Here is a 17,728-nt window from a genome sequence, read left to right on the forward strand (position 1 = left end):
CTTCGCTCAGGCTGAACGGAGGTTTGGAAAGGCCAATTCCCCCAGCCGTTCATGTTGAGCGAAGTCGAAGCCCAGGGGAATCCCTCAAGCCAAGGCCAAGGGCCGCGCCGGTTCCGCCACCACCGATCCCGGCACCGCGAACACACCCTTCCTCGCCAGCCGCTCGCCCGGCCGCACCTTGGCCGTCTGCATCGCCAGCCACGGCGCCAGCAACAGCCCCAGGGTCACCGGCGACAGCCACGCCCCCAGCATCGGGTTCAGGAACGACACCCCCAGCAGCGCGACGCCCACGCCCAGATGCCAGTGATAACGCGGCATCGCATCCGCCGCCGCCAGCCCGTCGCGCACCCGGCTCTGCGGGTTCCAGCCCGACGGTTTGCCGCGCACGATGGCGATCAGGTCGAGCGTCTGGGTCAGCGCGATCACCGGCGCGGTCAGGATCGACAGCGGCACGTCGAGCGCCATCGACGCCAGGATCGCCCGCGCGCCGCCATAGCTCGCCCGTCGCTCGCGATCGGCCATGGCCCAGATCATGCTGAGCAGCTTGGGACCGAACAGCAGCACCAGCGTCACGACCAGCACCTGGGTCGAGGTGACGGCATGGACCGTCGCGGCATCGTCGGACAGGCTCTGCGCGATCGAGGTGGCGATCAGGATCAGCCAGGCGGGCGACATCAGATAGGCCGAGGCACCGATCAGCAGTTGCAACCGGCTGATCCCGTGAAAGCCGCTCGCGCCCAGCAGCTTGAGATGCTGGATATTGCCCTGCGCCCAGCGCCGGTCGCGCACCGCCTGGTCGATCAGGGTCGGCGGAAACTCCTCGAAACTGTCCTCGACCATCAGCATGTGCAGCCGCCAGCCGCGCCGCCGCAGCAGCGCGGCCTCGACCATGTCATGGCTCATGATCGTACCGCCGAACGGCGGCCGTCCGGGCAGGTCGGGCAGCCCGCAGCTTTCGGCAAAGGCCCGGATGCGGATCAGCGCGTTATGGCCCCAGAAGGTGGATTCCGACCCCGACCACCACACCAGCCCGGCGGTGGAGATGGGGCCGTAGAAACGGCTGGCGAACTGCATCCAGCGTTGGAAGAAGGTCGTCGCGCCGATGATCATCGGCACGGTCTGCAACAGCGCGATCGAGGGGCGCTGTTCCATGATCTGCGCCATGCCGACCATCGTGTCGCCGCCCATCAGGCTGTCGGCGTCGAGCATCAGCATGAAGTCGTAGGCCGCACCATGATTGCGCACCCATTCGGCGACGTTGCCGGGCTTGCGCCCGACATTCTCGGTCCGGCGGCGATAATAGAGCGGCACCTTCAGCCAGGGGGCGAGGCGCGCCCAGGCGGCGCGCTCCTCGGCCTCCGCCGCCTCGCCCGAATCGGACAGGACGAAAAAGGCGAAACGGTCGGCGGCACCCGTCCGGTCGATCATCGTCGCCATGCGGGCGATCCGGTCGAACACCGCCTCGACATCCTCATTGTGCACCGGCACCAGCACGGCGGTCCGCGCGCTCGGCGGTGCGGCGTCCCGCGGCGCGGGCGTGATGCCGGGATGCGCGCGCGAGATCAGCAGGACGAAGCCGATCGCCGCGGTCACGAAGCCGAACGAGATCCAGGCGAAGAGCGGGAAGAAGAGCAGCAGCAACAGTCCGTCGAGCAGGCTGAACCCGTCGCTGAGCAGCGCCTCCTTCACCGACGCCGAGGCGGCCGTCGCCAGCAGCCCGGTCAGCAGGATCAGCAGCAGCCGCCGGGTCAGGATATCGTCGGGCGACAGGTTCACGCCCGGACGCGGTTCGGGCGCATTGTGCGGCGGGGGCGGGCCGTCGAACCGCTGCACCGGCATGGCAAGCGGTGCCGGCGGCGGCATGATCGCGCGGGGCAGGGTCATGGCAGGAAGACCGGGGCGAGGACCGTCTCGGTCAGTGCCCCGGTCCCACGCTTCAGGAACAGGCGGACATCGGCCGGGCCCTGCCCCTCGGGCGCGATATCGGCGGTGACGCGCCAGCGATTGGCCTGTCCCACCACCGGATAGGCGGCCTGGGCCAGAAGCTTGCCGCGCGTGACCGCGATTTCGGCGGTGACGCCGCTCTGCCGATCGAGCCCGCTCAGCGCGGGGCCGACGAAATCGACGACCAGCTTGCGCGCACCGGGTGTCGGCTCGGCACCGGGGCGTCCGGCGGCGCCGGTCCAGCTGTCGACGGCATGGGCGACGGCGGGCACGACCGTCGGGTCGGTGGAACCCCAGCTCAGCCGATAATCGAATTGCCGTTTCTGCCCCGCCTTGGGCGCATCGGCGGGGTTCCAGAAGGCGACGATATTGTCGACCGTCTCGGAATTGGTGGGAAAGGCATATAGCATCACCTGTCCCCGGCCCCAATTCCCTTCCGGCTGGACCCACAGGTTCGCGCGGCGATCGTAGAACGCGCCGTCATCCTGATAATGGTCGAACGCCCGGTCGCGCTGGAGCAGGCCGAAGCCGCGCGGATTGGTATCGGCGAAACTGTCGAGCGTGGGGCGCGGTGGATTGACCAGCGGCCGCCACAATCGCTCGCCCGCGCCGGTCAGCAGGGCGAGGCCGTCGGAATCGTGGATTTCGGGCCGCCAGTCGCTGCCGCTCGCGCGATTGCCCTCGCCATACCAGAACATGCTGGTCGCGGGCGCGATACCCAGCCGCTCGACGTCGCGGCGGAAGAACAGGACGGCGGACACCTGCTGCTCGACCCCGTTCGCGCCCTTGGTCGAGGCGATCCGGTACGCACCGGTGACGCTGGGCCCGTCGAGCAGCGCATAGACGGTATAGCCTTGCGCGCCGGTCCGCTCGATCCAGAAGTCGGTGAAGGCGGGGAACTCCTCGCGCCCGTCGATGCCGGTGTCGATCGCAATGCCGCGCGCCGAAAGGCCGTACTGGTCCTGTGCGCCCGCCGTGCGGAAATAGGAGGCGCCCTGAAAGGCCAGCCAGTCGCTTTTCCCGTCCGCCGTCATCGCACGGAAACCGGCGATACCCAGCGGCGGCGCATGACCCGCCTCGGCGGTGAAGAGGTCGGCGGAGAAGGGGACGGTGCGCGCCCGGCCATTCTCGACGATATGGATGCCGACCGGATTGGGGGCGTAGCGGCCCAGCGGGAACAGCCGGATGCCCCCGGCCAATGTCCGGTCGTCGCGGTAGCGGATGGTGCCAACCGCATCATAGTCGATCGCGGCGGCCGCCTCGACCTTGGCCTGGGGGCGGTAGGATCGCCCGGCCAGCGCCTGGGCGCGTGATTGCAGCGACTCCCACGAAAAGGGCTCGGTCCTGCCGGTCGGTGCACCCGTGGATGCACCCTGTGCGGCGGCGCGCGCGCAAAGGGCAGGGGCAAGGCCCAATGCGGCAAAGGCCGCGAAGAGTTCTCGACGATTGGCCTGCATCATCGGCTCCGGCATCTCCCATGTGGACGAATGGGACCGCGCTGGGCGTGTCCCTGCCATGTTGCAACGCAACATGCGGCGATCGGTTGCAAACGCGCCATCAGATGCCTTCCAGAAAGTCGTATAATTTATTTGACTTACGGTATTGGGGCGGCAATATGATCGTATAAAATCAAGAGGGGGCTCTTCCATGAATGGAAATTACAAGAAGCTGGCCTGTTCGGCCGGCGCGATTGCGATCGCGCTGCTTTCGGTTTCGCCAGCACTGGCGCAGGCGACGCAGGGCACGGACCAGAATGTCGACGATCGCTGCCTGCCCGAGCCGGGCAAGCCCTGTCCGCCCGAGGCCGCGAAGCTGTCCAACGATACGGGCCGCGAGGCAGCGGGCGACTCGATCGTCGTCACCGGCACCCGGCTTCAGCGCCCCAGCCTGACCAGCAACAGCCCGCTGACGGTCGTGGACGATACCGAAATCCGCTATCAGGGCGCGGTCCAGGTCGAGAACGTGCTGAACCGCCTGCCGCAGGTGACGCCGGACGCGAACGAGAATGCCTCGAACGGGTCGGACGGCACCGCGCGCGTCAACCTGCGCAACCTGGGCAGCAACCGGAACCTGGTGCTGATCAACGGCCAGCGCATGCTGCCGGTGCAGGCCAACGACCTGAACTTCATCCCCTCCGCGCTGGTCAAGCGGATCGACGTGGTGACCGGCGGCGCTTCCGCGGTGTACGGGTCGGACGCGATTTCGGGCGTGGTCAACTTCATCCTGCGCGACGATCTTGAAGGCGTCCGGACCGACATCCAATATGGCTTCGCGCAGCACCAGAACGACAACAGCTTCGCGCGCGGCGTCCAGAGCCAGGCCAATTACCGCCTGGCGAACCGCAATGTGCTTGACGGGCAGAAGCTGGACGTCAACGTCGCCTTCGGCACCAACTTCCCCGACAATCGCGGCAATGTGACCGCCTATTTCGGCTATCGCGATACCAAGCCGATTCTGCAGGGCAGCCGCGATGTGTCGTCCTGCGCGTTCGATCCCGCCGGCGTGGGCAATTCGACGCTCACCTGCGGCGGGTCGAGCAACAACCAGTATGGCCTGTTCGACCCGATCACGGGCCCGAACGCCGATAACGGCCGGTTCAACAACACGCGGGACGGCAACCGCACCTGGGTGCCGTATGATTCCAGCTTCCGCTACAATTACGCGCCGCTGAACTATTTCCAGCGCAACGACACCCGCTACACCGCCGGGGCCTTTGCCCGGTACGAGATCACGCCGTCGGTCGAAGCCTATGGCAGCGTGATGTTCATGGACGACCACACCAATTCGCAGGTCGCCCCGTCCGCGCTGTTCCAGGGCTATACCTACTCGGTCAATTGCAACAATCCGTTCCTCAGCGCGCAGCAGGGCAATATCCTGTGCGGCTCGGCCTATGGCACCAACGCGACGCAGCAGCTTTACATCGGCTATCGCCCGGTGGCGGGCAACGCCCGTCCGCGTCGCGACGACCTGCGCCACACCGACTATCGCTTCTCGGGCGGCGTGCGCGGCGAGATCGCACCCGGCATCCGCTATGACGCCAACGCGCTGTTCTCGACGGTCCTCTATAACGAGACCTATGAGAACGACATCGACCCCAGCCGCGCCAATCGCGGTATCCAGGTGGTCAACGTCAACGGCACCCCGACCTGCAAGTCGGTGGTCGATGGCAGCGATCCGCAGTGCGTTCCGCTCGACATCTTCCGCTACAACGGCATTTCGGACGCGGCGTTCGGCTATATCTATGCGCCGACCTCGACCCGGGGCGTCGACAAGGAAACCGTGCTCAGCGGCAATATCAGTGCGGACCTGGGCACGTACGGCGTGACGTCGCCCTTCGCGAGCGACGGCATCGGCGTCGTGCTCGGCTTCGAGCATCGTTATGAAAGCCTGGAGTTCAAGGCCGACGCGCTGGCGCTGCAAAAGGGGACCAAGGAAACCCAGGGCCGCTTCGACGTGAACGAGATCTTCGCGGAAATCGAAGTGCCGCTGGTCCAGAACCGCCCCTTCTTCAAGGACCTGTCGCTGAACGCGGGCTATCGCGGATCGGACTATAGCAACCTGTCCAAGATCGTCTCGACCTACAAGGCCGAGCTGTCCTGGGCGCCGAGCAGCGATATCCGCCTGCGCGGCAGCTATAACCGCGCGATCCGTGCGGCCAACGTCTCGGAATTGTTCGGTCCGCAGTTCAACGGCAATGTCAGCGCGCAGGACCCTTGCGCCACCGCGACGCCGACCGCGACCTTCGCCCAGTGCGCCCGTACCGGCGTGACCCAGGCGCAATATGGCCGCATCACCGACTGCCCGGCGGAAACCTGCACTGCGCAGTTCGGCGGCAATCCGGCGCTGAAGCCGGAGACGGCCGATACCTTCACCGCCGGCCTGGTCCTGACGCCGACCTTCCTGCGGCGGCTGTCCTTCTCGGTCGATTATTTCGACATCAAGGTGCGCGACTATATCGGTTCGATCTCGGTCAACCAGACGATCAGCCAGTGCATCGCGACCGGCAATCCGTTCTTCTGCAACCTGTTCAAGCGCGATCCGCGCGGCGGCATCATCTTCGGCGACCAAGGCTATATCGTCTCGACGACGCAGAATACGGGTTCGCTGCGCACCTCGGGCGTGGACTTCGGCCTGTCCTATTCCCAGCCGCTGGGTGGCGTGGGATCGCTGGCGATCGACTTCCAGGGAACCTGGAACCGCAAGCTGGTGAACGAGCCGGTGCCGGGCCTGGGTTCCTATGACTGCGTCGGCTATTTCGGTCCCGTTTGCGGCCAGCCGACGCCCGAATGGCGGCACCAGTCGCGCTTCACCTGGACCGACGCGTCGAAGGTGGGGACGATCTCGCTCAACTGGCGCTATATCGGCGCGACGAACCTGACCAACAATTCGACCGACCCGAACCTGACCGGTACGCCGTCGCTCTTCAACAGCCGGATCAAGGCGTACAGCTATTTCGACCTGGCGGCGACCGCCAAGGTTCAGGACGGCGTCACCTTCCGCGCAGGCGTCAACAACCTGCTCGACAAGGACCCGCCGATCATCGCGCAGGGGCTGCTGTCCGCGTTCGGGAACGGCAACACCTATCCCGGCATGTACGACGTGGTCGGCCGGTCGGTGTTCATCGGCCTGACGGCGGAATTCTGACGAGGGCCGCGGGCGGTCGCGCGCCGCCCGGCCTTTTTCTCCGGACTATTTTACCCCAGCCTGCCCCGTCCGGTTCACCCCGGGCGGGGCTTTTTTATGGTGGTGCGATTCACGCTGCCCCGCCCCGGCACCTCGCCCGGCAAGGGCCGGGGCGGCAGGGGGGATCAGCGGATCACATCGCCTCGGCCAGCAGCCCGTCCGCCTCGGCCCCGACCCATTCGAAGCCGCCGGTCACTCGCCAGATTTCCTTGCCGTCCGCCCCGTATAGGATCGTGGTCGGCAAATTCGCCTTGTAATGGACGCTCAACGACAGCTTGGGGTCGAGATAGATGGGCAGCGCGTCCAGCTTCTTGCCCGCCAGGAACGGCTTCACCTTGGCGGCATCGTCCTGCGCCACGGCGATCACCGCGATCTTGCCCTTCGAGCGTTCGGCCTGCGCCGCCAGCGTCGGCATCTCCGCCACGCACGGCCCGCACCAGGTGGCCCACAGGTTCATCAGCACCGGCTTGCCCCGGAAATCCGCCAGGCTGGCAGGTTTGCCGTCCAGCGTGGTGAAGGCCAGCGCCGGCGCGGCCTCGCCCTTGTGGGTGCGGTCGACCTTTCCGGCGGGCTTGGTGGCCTCTGCGGTGGCGGTGCCCGAGGCCTCGCCGCTGGTCACTTCGCCGCTGGAAACTTCCCCGGTGGAGGTGTTGCCGGCTTGCTCCGGGGCGGGGCTTTGCTTATCGCACCCGGCGACCATCAGCCCCAGGAGACAGGCGATCACGGTACGCGACGACATGGGCGGCTCCAATGCAATGTGGGGCGGGCGCTTCGCAGAAGGTCCCGCCGCGGTGATGCGCGAGATAAACGCGTCCATCCCCTTCGACAAGCGATTGTGGAAACAGGATATCGCCGGCTCGAAAGCGCATGTCGCCATGCTGGGCAAACAGGGCATCGTCTCGGCCGAGGATGCCGCGACGATTTCCGCCGGGCTGGACCAGGTCGCGCAGGATTATGCCGCCAACGGTGTGGCCGAGGACCTGACCCTCGAAGACATCCATATGCAGACCGAGGCGAAGCTGGCCCAGCTGATCGGCCCGGTCGCGGGACGCCTGCACACCGCCCGGTCGCGCAACGACCAGGTGGCGACCGATTTCCGCCTGTGGGTGCGCGATGCGATCGACGAGACGCTGGCGGCGCTGGGCGCGCTTCGGGAGGCGTTGCTGACCCGCGCCGAGCAACATGCCGACAGCGTGATGCCAGGCTTCACCCATCTGCAATCGGCGCAGCCGGTGACGCTCGGCCATCACCTGATGGCCTATCACGAGATGATCGTGCGCGATGCCAGCCGCTTCGCCGATGCGCGCGCGCGGATGAACCAGTGCCCGCTGGGCTCGGCGGCGCTGGCGGGGACGGGGTTCCCGGTCGATCGTCACATGACGGCGGCGGCGCTCGGCTTCGACGCGCCGACGCGCAATTCGCTGGACGCGGTCAGCGACCGGGACTTCGCGATCGACTATCTGCAGGCGGCGACCAACTGCTCGCTGCACCTGTCGCGGCTTGCGGAAGAGTTCGTTCTCTGGGCGTCGCAGCCCTTCGGCTTCGTGGCGCTGTCCGACCAATGGTCGACCGGCAGCTCGATCATGCCGCAGAAGCGCAATCCCGACGCGGCCGAACTGGTGCGCGGCCATTCGGGGCGGATCATGGGCTGCATGACCAGCCTGATGGTCACGATGAAGGGCCTGCCGCTGGCCTATTCCAAGGACATGCAGGACGACAAGCCGCCGGTGTTCGAGGCGCACGACCTGCTGGCGCTGTCCATCGCCGCGATGACCGGCATGATCCAGAGCGCGACGTTCCGGACCGAGCGGATGCGTGGCGTCGCGGAGGCGGGCTTCTCGACCGCGACCGATCTGGCCGACTGGCTGGTGCGCGTCGGTGGCATCCCCTTCCGCGAGGCGCACCATATCACGGGTCGCGCGGTGAAGCTGGCCGAGGAAAAGGGCGTGATGCTGCATCAGCTTTCCATCGAGGATCTGACCGCGATCGACGCGCGGATCAACGACAGCATCTATGATGTGCTGTCGGTCGATGCCTCGGTCGCCAGCCGGGTCAGCTTCGGCGGCACCGCGCCCGCCAATGTCCGCGCCGCCATCGCGACCGCACGGGGCCTGCGGGCATGAAGCCCGCGCTCGCCCTGCTGGTCGCGCTGGCGCTGACCGGTTGCGGTGCGGCCAACCGGCTGCAACCGGCCAAGGGCGAGAGCCTGCCCGTGGCCCCGCGCGGTGCCACCGCGACTCCGACGCCGCAGCAACTGCTGACGGCCACCCCCCAACAACGCCCGCAACGTTCCGATGAACTGATGACCCAGTCGCAGGATCGGCGTTCGGACGAATTTGATTTGCCCCCCCGCTGATGGACCATTTTCACTTCTCGAACGGCGAACTCCATGTGGAGGACGTGCCCGTATCCCGGATCGCGGCGGAGGTCGGCACGCCGGTCTATATCTATTCCGCCTCGACCTTCCGCCGTCATGCGCAGGTGTTTCGCGAGGGGCTGAGCGCCCTGCCGCGCGTGCACCTGGCCTATGCGATCAAGGCGAACCCGAACATCGCCGTGCTGCGCGTGCTGGCCGACGAAGGCTATGGCGCGGACGTCGTCTCGGTCGGCGAGATGCGGCGCGCGCTGGCGGCGGGCATGAAGGCGGAGGACATCGTGTTCTCGGGCGTCGGCAAGACCCGCGCCGAGCTGGTCGCCGCGCTGGAGGCCGGGATTGGCCAGTTCAATCTGGAGCTGGAAGAAGAGGGCGCGGTCCTTGCCGAGCTGGCACATGAGCGCGGGCTGGTCGCCCCGGCCACGCTGCGGGTGAATCCGGACGTGGATGCGGGCACCCACGCCAAGATTTCGACCGGCCGCAAGGAGAACAAGTTCGGCGTGCCGATCGACCAGGCGCTGGGCATGTTCGACCGGCTGGCGGGGTTGCCTGGCATCGACCTGAAGGGTGTCGCCTGCCACATCGGCAGCCAGCTGGGCGACCTTGCCCCGCTGGAGGCCGCGTACAAGCGCGTCGGCGAACTGGTCGCCGAGCTGCGCGGGGCGGGGCATCGCATCAGCCGCGTCGATCTGGGCGGTGGCCTGGGCGTGCCGTACAAGCCGGGTGACGTCATGCCCGCCCCTGCCGCTTATGGCGAGATGGTGGCGCGCGTGACCAGGGACTGGGACGTCGAGCTGATGTTCGAGCCGGGCCGGGTGATCGCGGGCAATGCCGGGGTGCTCGCGACCGAAGTCGTCTGGGTGAAGCCCGGCGTCGTCAACCCTTACGTCATCGTCGATGCGGCGATGAACGACCTGATGCGGCCCGCACTCTACGATGCCCATCACGAATTCGTCGCGGTCAAGCCGACTGGCGAGACGATGATGGCAAACATCGCCGGACCGGTGTGCGAGACGGGCGACACCTTCGCCATGAACCGCGAGATCGATGCGGTGAAGTCGGGCGACCTCGCGGTGTTCCGCACCGCCGGGGCTTATGGCGCGACCATGGCGTCGACCTATAACAGCCGCCCGCTGGTGCCCGAGGTCATGGTCGAGGGCGACCGCTTCGCCGTCGTCGCCGACCGCATCGCCGCCGAGACGATCATCGCCGCCGAGCGCGTGCCGGAGTGGTTGAAGAAGTGACGCCGCTGGCGCCATTCCTCCCCAAGCTGTGCTTGGAGATGGGGAGGAATGGGTGAGCCTCGGTAGCCTGCCTCTGTTCGTCCGTTTGAACGGCCGCCCGGTCATTCTGGTCGGCGAGGGCGAACCGGCCGAAGCCAAGCGTCGCCTGCTCGACCGCGCCGGGGCGCAGGTCGTCGGCGAGGAGGCGCAGGCCGCGCTCGCCATCGTCGCCATCGAGGATGAGGATGAGGCGCAAGCCGCCATCGCCCGGCTGAAGGCGCGCGGTGTGCTGGTCAACGCGGTCGACCGGCCTGCGTCGTGCGACTTCACCCTGTCCGCCATCGTCGAGCGCGGGCCGGTGATCGTCGCGATCGGCACGGGCGGCGTGTCGGCGGGGCTGGCCGCGGCGCTGCGCCAGCGGCTGGAGACGTTGCTTCCGGCGCGGCTGGGCGTCTTGGCCGAGGGGTTGTACGCCGCGCGCACAGGTTTGCGTGCACGCTTCCCGGATGGGGCGGAGCGACGGCGTGCGATCGGGGCGGCGCTGTCGCCCGGCGGCGCGCTCGATCCGCTGGCCGGTGAAACCGATGTTGCCGCCTGGCTGGCGGGCGTCGCGCGTCCGGCGGCACAGGTCGCGACGTTCGTCCTCACCTCGACCGATCCCGACGACCTGACGCTGCGCCAGGCGCGGGCGCTGGCCGCCGCCGACCGGGTCTATCACCGCGCCGATGTGCCGCCCGCCATCCTCGACCGCGCGCGCGCCGATGCGGTGCGGATCGAAAGCGACGCATTGCCGACCGAGCCGGGCGAGGGGCAGATCGTCGACCTCGCCATGGACCTGCGCGCATGACCGGCTTTGCCTATCGCATCGATGACGGACATGCCGCGCCGATCAAGATCCGCGAGGCGGTGGACGCCAAAGCGAATTTGGTCTGGGTGCATCTGGAAACCAATGACGCGGTCGCGCAACGCTGGCTGCGCGATGCGGCGCATCTGGACGACTATGTCATCGACGCGCTGACCGCGACCGAGACACGGCCGCGCTGCGAGGCGGTGGGCGAGGGGGCGTTCCTTAACCTGCGCGGGCGCAGCAGCGAGCCGCTCGACGGGTCGGACATGCTCGCCTCGGTCCGCATCTGGGCGGTGAAGGGAAAGGTCTATTCGGTGACCCGCCGCCCGCTGCTGGCGACGGATGCCGTGCGGCAGGAGGTGGAGAAGGGCGCGATCAACGATCCCGGCGACCTGATCACCGCCTTCGCCACCGCGATCACCGGCGACATGGACCCCGACGTCGCCAATCTGGGCGACGAACTCGACGGGTGCGAGGAGCAGCTGGACGAACACCGCGTCTTCCAGTTGCGCCGCACGGTCAGCCGGGTGCGCGTCGCCGCGATCGGTTATCGCCGCTTCCTCAATCCGCAGCGCGCCGCACTCGAAAAGCTGGCCGCGCTGCCCGGCGACTGGCTGGCCGCCGACGACCGGCTGCATTTGTCCGCCGCCGCCGACCGCGCGGCGCGCATGGCCGAGGAGCTGGAATCGATCCGCGAACGCTCGGCGCTGATCCACGAGACGCTGAGCGACATGCGCGCGGAACAGATCGACAATCGCGCGCTGGTCATCTCGATCGTAGCGATGGTGTTCCTGCCGTTGACCTTCATCACCGGGCTTTACGGGATGAACGTCAAGAACCTGCCCTATGCCGACGAAAGCTGGGCATTCGACGCGATCCTGGGTGCCTGCACGCTGATCGCGGTGGGGATCGTCATCTATTTCGTGCAGAAACACTGGTTCCGGCGGTAACTGCGCGCTTCGGCATCGTGCAGCGTGACCGGATGCCGGATGTCGAAGGCCGGGCTTAGTTGCCCTTTTTCGGCGCGTTCATCTTGCGCACCATGTCCCACGCCTCGGCAATGTCAGCGATGCTGCCGGCGACGTTGCGGAACACCTGCGGGTCCTGTTCGAGCGAGCCGTCCACGATCTGGCGTCGCGCGCCCGCGTAGAGCTTGGCGAAGGTGATCGACATCTCGCCGCCATGGTCGAAGTCGAGCCCCGCCTCGAGCGCGAACAGGATCGCGGTGGCGCGCGTCACCCGCTCGCTCTTGCGCGCGAGCTGGCCATGTTCGGTCGCCCAGGCGGCCGAGCGCAGCGCGGAGATCAGTTCCTCGTAGAGAAGCTGGACGAGCGCGGGGCCGTCCGCCGTCGCGGTCCGACCGACCACGTCGATCTGGCGATAGGTGGCGGCAGGATCGGCCAATAGTCCGGTAGCATAGGCCATATCAGTTGCTGCTCTTCGTCCACATGTTGACCTGCTGGGTCAGGAAGCTCTGAACCGACTTGTAGCTCGAGACGCGCGCGTTCATCGCGGCGAACTGTGCCGTCATCCGGTCCTGCGTCGATGTCTGGTCGTCGGTCAGATTGCTCTGGGCCAGCTGGTTGGCGCTCTGGTCCTGGGCGAGCTGCTTCGACGTGGCGCCCAGGCCATAGACGGTGCTGGTCGCCGCCATCTGGATGTTGTTCAACTGCGCCGACAGGCCGATCAAATTGTCGCCGCTGCCCTGGAACATCTGTTCGACGGCATCGGGATATTGCGCCATCACCTGCGACAGGCGCGCCGAGTCGACCTTGAGCGTGCCGTCCCGGTTGGTCCCGACGCCCAGATCGGCGAGCGTCTTGGGCCCGGGTGTCGAACTGTCGCCCGGCACGATCTTGGACGTGGTCAGCCGCGCCAGCGATTGTTGCAGCGAACGCGCAGCCACGCTGCTGCGCAGATCGCCGGTCTGCGGATCGAGCGTCTTGTTCAGCTCGACCATCTTGTCGTTATAGGTCAACACGAAGTCCGACACGACCGAGGTCAGCGCGGCGGTGGGGCGGGTGCCGGTCAGCGACACGGGGGCGGTCGACACCGCGTTCAGCGTCATCGCCACGCCGGGGATCAGGTCGCTGAAGCTGTTGGTCGCACGCTGCACCGACACGCCGTCGACGGTCATCTGGGCATTGCCGGCGGTGGCGGCGCTGCGCGTGCTGGTCGCGCCGTTGCCGACCGCGAAGTTGGACAGGCCGGGCGTCGCGCCCTCGCTGGCGGTGACGGTGAAGCTGTTCGCGGCACCGGTCGGCCCGCTGAAGGACAGATAGGCCTTGCCGTTGACGTCCGAGATGACCGACGCGGTCACGCCGGTCTTGGCCGCGTTCACCTTGCTGGCGATATCGTCGAGCGTCGGGCTGGTGCCGTCGGGGAAATTGATGTCGACCGCCGTGTTCGATCCGACCTTGATGGTCAGCTTGCCCGTGCCCATCGCCGCGGTGCGGTCATAGCTGGTATTGGTGACGTTGGTCTGCGCGGTGGCCAGCGCGGTGACGGTGATCGACTTGGACAGGCCCGCCAGCTTGGCACCGGATTGCGTCGTCACGCTCAGCACGCCCGAATTGCTGCTGGTCGCCTGGGTCGCCAGCGTGCCGCCCTTGGCCAGGGAGGCGAGCGAGCTGGCAAAGTCGGTGATCGAGCTCATGACGGTCGAGGTCGCCGAAATCTGCGCGGTCAGCGTGCTGGCCTTGGCCTTCAACGCGGCGGTGCGGGCGGCGAACTGCGCCTGGACCAGCGAGGGGACAAGCGACGACAGGTCGATGCCCGACCCCGTCTGCAGCGAGTTGAACAGCGCCTGCGCGGCGGTCTTGGTCGCGTCCGTCGTCGACGGCGTGGGCGTCGGGGTGGCGGTCGACGAGGAAGTGGAAGAAATGGTCGTCATCGACGGCGCTCCGACACGGGTACGTCATCGGTAACGACCGGCGCGGGTCGGGCTTTAGGGCGATGCGACGAAGCGAGTGGAATCAGTACGGACCTCATGATGCGAGCTGGCCGTTTTCGTCGAAGCGCGCCTCGACCGGGACCTCGACCGGCGGCTGGGCCGTGCCGCCCGCACCCGCGTTGAGGCCGAAGACGAAGGCCAGGATGACCGCGATCGCCTGGTACAGGTCGGGGCGCACCTCCTGCCCCTCGCGGCTGGTGTAATAGACGGCGCGGGCGAGCTGCGGATATTCCAGCACGGGCGTGGCATATTCGGCCGCCATCTCGCGAATGGCGAGCGCGGTCGCGCCGCGCCCCTTGGCGACCACCACCGGCACCTCGTCCTGGCCGCGTTCGTAGCGCAGCGCGACCGCGAAATGGGTCGGGTTGGTCAGGATGACATGCGCCTCCTGCACCGCCGCGCGGACCGCACGATGCGACATCTCGCGCTGCTTGGCGCGGATATGCGCCTTGGCCTCGGGGTTGCCCTCGGCCTCCTTATGCTCGTCCTTGACCTCCTGCTTGGTCATCTTGAGCTTCGAGAACAGCTGGAAGATCTGCAGCGGCACGTCGAACCCGGCGATCAGGATCAGGCCGAACCCCATCACCAGCAGGATGGTGATGAAGGTGCCGCCCAGCTGTCCGATCGCCCCGTTGATGTCGCTCTGCGCCAGGCCCAGCGTCGGGCGCGTGGTGCGCCACAGCATGTACGCGCCGATCGCACCGAGCAGCACGACCTTCAGCAGCGACTTGCCGAGTTCGGTCCAGCCCTGCATCCCGAAGATGCGCTTCAGGCCCGAGGCGGGGTTCAGCTTGGACGGCTTGGGCGCGATCGCCTTGGGATTGAAGCGCAGCGAGCCCAGCCCGGCCTGCGACGCGACGGTCGCGACGATGGTGATCGCGAACAGCGACGCCATCGAGGGCAGCAGCTTCCACCCCGCCTCCATCAGCGGGCGAAACGGCTCGAAATCCTCGACATCGGCATGGGTGAACTGGAAACTCGTCGCCATCACCGCCTTGCACGCACCCAAAAGGGTGGGCCCTGCGAACATCAGCCAGGCGATACCCGCCATCATCACCAGCGCCGCCGCCAGGTCCTTGCTGCGCAGGATCTGCCCGTCGTCGCGCGCTTTGTCGCGACGCTTTTGGGTTGGGGCTTCTGTCTTTTCGCCGCCCTCCGACATCAGCCGAGCACCAGTGTTACGGTGGCGGCAAGCCCTTCGCGGATGATGACCAGCATATAGTCACCCATGGCGGGGAAGGCGACGGCGATGGCGATGACGCCGATGGTGAGCGCGGCGGGCAGGCCGACCGAGAACAGGTTGAGCGAGGGCGCGGCGCGGCTCATCATGCCCATCACGAGGTTCAGGCAAAGCAGCAGGAAGCCGACCGGCAGCGCCAGCAACAGGCCCGCCAGGAAGGCATAGCTGCCGAACAGCGCGATCGCACGGAATTGCGCCGGGTCCATCCAGGCCCGGCCGGGGGGCAGCGCGTCATAGCTTTTGACGATCGTGTCGACGAGGACGAGGTGCCCGTCGACGGACAGGAACAACAGGGTCAGCATGACCGTGAAGAACTGGCCCAGCGCCTGGGTCGAACGACCGTTGAGCGGGTCGATCGTGGACGCGAAGCTGATGCCCATCGACCCGCCGATCAGCTCGCTGGCGACCAGGGGGGCGGTGAAGGCGACCTGCAGGATCAGGCCGAGCGCGAGACCCACGATCACCTCGGCCACCACCGCCATGATGGTGGGCACCGCGAAGATCACGGGCGGCGGCACGACGGGGTGCGCCAGGTTCACCAGAAAGGCGATGGCCCCGGCCAGGCTGATCCGCACGGGCAGGGGGATCGACACCGCGCCGAAGACGGGCGCGGTGATGAACGCCGCCCCGACCCGGATCATGATGAACAGGATCGCCCAGGCCTGTGGCTCGATCGAGAGGCCGAAGCCGAGCATTTTATTTTACCCAGACCTTCACTTTACCAGGTCCGGGATGCGCTCGAACATGCTGACGGTGAAGTCGCTGAGCAGGCCCATGATCAGGCTGCCGAAGATCAGGATCGAGACGGCGACGACGATCAGCTTGGGCACGAACGACAGGGTCTGTTCGTTGATCGAGGTCGCGGCCTGCACCATGCCGATGACCAGGCCCGATACCAGCACCGGCAGCAGGATGGGGGCGGCGGCCAGCGCCAGCACCCACATGGTCTGGTTGGCCAGCGTCAGGAAATATTGGGCGTCCATGATGCGGTCTTCGTCCCGGATGGGGTGTTTCCATGGCCCTCGGCATGGCTTTGGGCTGGCACGGATTATGGCCAAGATTGGTTAACGAAGGGCTTCCTCGCGACAATCCAACCATTCCTCCCCTGGAAGGGGAGGTGGCAGGCCGAAGGCCTGACGGAGGGGTGTCGCCCTCTCGATAGCTGGACACCCCTCCACCAGCTTTGCTGGTCCCCCTCCCCTTGCAGGAGAGGAATTAGGGGGGGCACCCCCTATGTCGCGAAACTGTTGGCCAGGCTGCCCATGGTCAGCGCCCATCCGTCGACCAGCACGAACAGCAGCAGCTTGAACGGCAACGAGATGATCGAGGGCGACAGCATCATCATGCCCAGCGCCATCAGGACGGTCGCGACGACCAGATCGATGACGATGAAGGGCAGGAAGATCAGGAAGCCGATCTGGAACGCGGTCTTCAGCTCCGAGGTGACGAAGGCGGGGAGCAGCACGGCATAGGGAATGTCGTTGGGGCTGGCATAGGGGCCCGATTTCGCCATCTCGGCGAACATCGACACGTCCTTGATCCGGGTCTGCTTGGCCATGAAGGCGTGAAGCGGCGCACCGGCGGCCTTGATCATCTCGGTGCCGGGCAGGCGTCCTTCGGCATAGGGCTGGATTGCCTGGGTGTTCATCTGGTTGATGGTCGGGGCCATGATGAACAGCGACAGGAACATCGACAGGCCGATCAGCACCTGGTTGGGCGGCGTCTGTTGCAGGCCCATCGCCTGGCGCAGGATGGCGAGCACGATGACGATCCGGGTAAAGCTGGTCATCATCAGGATGATGCCCGGCAGGATCGTCAGCAGGCCCATGATGATCAGGACCTGGAGTGACAGGCTCAGCGAGCCCGACCCGCCATTGGCGCCGCCGCCCAGCTGGCCGATCGCGCGGTCGACCGCGTCGCCGACGCCCGGTGCGGGTGCTGCGGCGGGAGCGGCGGCCGGTGCGGCCTGGGCAAAGGCCGGCATCGCGATGACCAGCGCCAGCAGCAGCGCCAGCACGATCCACAGCGGCTTCAGGCTGCGGCGCGCCGCACCGGCATCCTGCGTGCGGATCAGCGCGGGGCCGGTGCCCCGGCGGGTCACGGAAATGCTCATTGGTCGAACTTCTTGGGCGCGAAGCGGGAGACGAAGTCGGGACGGCGCGGCATGGTCGGTTCCATCGGCGTCGGCGTGACCGGCGTGACCGGGCCCTTACCCTCGACCTTGTCGACCAGCTGGACACCGCCGCGCCCGACCGAGACGAGCAGGTTACGCCCCTCGAACTCGATGACCGCCAGGCGCAGGCCGGGCGAGATCATCATCGTTTCGCGGACATGGATCAGCCGCGTCGCCGGGCGGCCCGGCATCCGGGTTTCCAGGCGACGCCAGAGATACAGGCAACCGATCATCAGGCCGCAGATCAGCGGCAGCAGGACGACCAGCTTCAGGATATAGGACCAGAGCATC

At 67.1% G+C, this 17,728-nt stretch carries 16 protein-coding genes; 6 read left to right on the top strand and 10 right to left on the bottom strand.

The genetic code is table 11. From position 1 onward, the window contains the following. Positions 1 to 84: 84 nt before the first annotated feature. Together mdoH and U1703_RS13150 are read right to left on the bottom strand one after the other, a co-directional pair. The gene (gene mdoH / locus U1703_RS13145) at positions 85 to 1,884 is read right to left on the bottom strand and encodes a glucans biosynthesis glucosyltransferase MdoH (protein ID WP_332786054.1); all 1,800 of its coding nucleotides are present in this window, start codon (positions 1,882 to 1,884) and stop codon (positions 85 to 87) included. Next, positions 1,881 to 3,404: an OpgD/OpgG family glucan biosynthesis protein gene (locus U1703_RS13150; RefSeq protein ID WP_332786055.1), complete on the bottom strand. Its 1,524-nt coding sequence runs from the start codon at positions 3,402 to 3,404 to the stop codon at positions 1,881 to 1,883. Before U1703_RS13150 ends, mdoH begins: the two co-directional genes overlap by 4 nt. A 187-nt stretch (positions 3,405 to 3,591) precedes the next feature. On the opposite strand from U1703_RS13150, the gene U1703_RS13155 reads away from it, so the two are divergent. Next, positions 3,592 to 6,588, top strand: a complete 2,997-nt coding sequence (locus U1703_RS13155) for a TonB-dependent receptor domain-containing protein (protein ID WP_332786056.1) — start codon at positions 3,592 to 3,594, stop codon at positions 6,586 to 6,588. Positions 6,589 to 6,760: 172 nt separating this feature from the next. On the opposite strand, the gene U1703_RS13160 is transcribed toward U1703_RS13155, so the two are convergent. After that, on the bottom strand, positions 6,761 to 7,366 hold the full coding sequence (locus tag U1703_RS13160) for a TlpA family protein disulfide reductase (protein ID WP_332786057.1): 606 nt from the start codon (positions 7,364 to 7,366) through the stop codon (positions 6,761 to 6,763). Positions 7,367 to 7,382: 16 nt separating this feature from the next. Between U1703_RS13160 and argH the strand changes: the two genes are divergently transcribed. The 5 genes from argH to U1703_RS13185 are packed head-to-tail and all read left to right on the top strand — an operon-like array spanning position 7,383 to position 12,021. Then, positions 7,383 to 8,750 (top strand): argininosuccinate lyase, encoded by a 1,368-nt coding sequence (argH, locus tag U1703_RS13165; protein ID WP_332786093.1) that lies wholly within the window; start codon positions 7,383 to 7,385, stop codon positions 8,748 to 8,750. Continuing rightward, a complete protein-coding gene (locus tag U1703_RS13170; protein WP_042487426.1) occupies positions 8,747 to 8,983 on the top strand; it encodes a hypothetical protein in 237 nt (78 codons plus the stop codon). The genes argH and U1703_RS13170 overlap by 4 nt, the downstream gene beginning before the upstream one ends. Further along, positions 8,983 to 10,245: a diaminopimelate decarboxylase gene (gene lysA / locus U1703_RS13175; RefSeq protein WP_332786058.1), complete on the top strand. Its 1,263-nt coding sequence runs from the start codon at positions 8,983 to 8,985 to the stop codon at positions 10,243 to 10,245. Before U1703_RS13170 ends, lysA begins: the two co-directional genes overlap by 1 nt. A gap of 52 nt (positions 10,246 to 10,297) precedes the next feature. After that, positions 10,298 to 11,071, top strand: a complete 774-nt coding sequence (locus U1703_RS13180) for a precorrin-2 dehydrogenase/sirohydrochlorin ferrochelatase family protein (RefSeq protein WP_332786059.1) — start codon at positions 10,298 to 10,300, stop codon at positions 11,069 to 11,071. After that, positions 11,068 to 12,021 (top strand): zinc transporter ZntB, encoded by a 954-nt coding sequence (locus U1703_RS13185; RefSeq protein WP_320452963.1) that lies wholly within the window; start codon positions 11,068 to 11,070, stop codon positions 12,019 to 12,021. Before U1703_RS13180 ends, U1703_RS13185 begins: the two co-directional genes overlap by 4 nt. A gap of 55 nt (positions 12,022 to 12,076) precedes the next feature. Here the strand turns inward: U1703_RS13185 and fliS are convergent, their stop codons facing one another. The 7 genes from fliS to U1703_RS13220 all read right to left on the bottom strand — a co-directional run bounded on the left by fliS (position 12,077) and on the right by U1703_RS13220 (position 17,727). Beyond that, entirely contained in the window at positions 12,077 to 12,496 is a 420-nt protein-coding gene (fliS, locus tag U1703_RS13190) for a flagellar export chaperone FliS (RefSeq protein ID WP_320452964.1), read from the bottom strand. A 1-nt stretch (position 12,497) separates the two neighbouring features. Continuing rightward, positions 12,498 to 13,964: a flagellar filament capping protein FliD gene (gene fliD, locus U1703_RS13195; RefSeq protein WP_332786060.1), complete on the bottom strand. Its 1,467-nt coding sequence runs from the start codon at positions 13,962 to 13,964 to the stop codon at positions 12,498 to 12,500. A 94-nt stretch (positions 13,965 to 14,058) separates the two neighbouring features. Further along, entirely contained in the window at positions 14,059 to 15,186 is a 1,128-nt protein-coding gene (locus U1703_RS13200; RefSeq protein ID WP_332786061.1) for an EscU/YscU/HrcU family type III secretion system export apparatus switch protein, read from the bottom strand. Beyond that, positions 15,186 to 15,959, bottom strand: a complete 774-nt coding sequence (fliR, locus tag U1703_RS13205) for a flagellar biosynthetic protein FliR (RefSeq protein WP_320452967.1) — start codon at positions 15,957 to 15,959, stop codon at positions 15,186 to 15,188. Before fliR ends, U1703_RS13200 begins: the two co-directional genes overlap by 1 nt. 18 nt (positions 15,960 to 15,977) lie before the next feature. Next, positions 15,978 to 16,247: a flagellar biosynthesis protein FliQ gene (gene fliQ, locus U1703_RS13210; protein WP_320452968.1), complete on the bottom strand. Its 270-nt coding sequence runs from the start codon at positions 16,245 to 16,247 to the stop codon at positions 15,978 to 15,980. 248 nt (positions 16,248 to 16,495) lie between these two features. Continuing rightward, positions 16,496 to 17,377 (bottom strand): flagellar type III secretion system pore protein FliP, encoded by an 882-nt coding sequence (gene fliP / locus U1703_RS13215; protein WP_332786062.1) that lies wholly within the window; start codon positions 17,375 to 17,377, stop codon positions 16,496 to 16,498. Next, on the bottom strand, positions 17,374 to 17,727 hold the full coding sequence (locus U1703_RS13220; RefSeq protein ID WP_320452970.1) for a FliO/MopB family protein: 354 nt from the start codon (positions 17,725 to 17,727) through the stop codon (positions 17,374 to 17,376). Before U1703_RS13220 ends, fliP begins: the two co-directional genes overlap by 4 nt. Position 17,728 lies beyond the last annotated feature (1 nt).

Origin of the sequence: Sphingomonas flavida, from assembly GCF_036663655.1 — a bacterium.
GTDB lineage: Bacteria > Pseudomonadota > Alphaproteobacteria > Sphingomonadales > Sphingomonadaceae > Sphingomonas.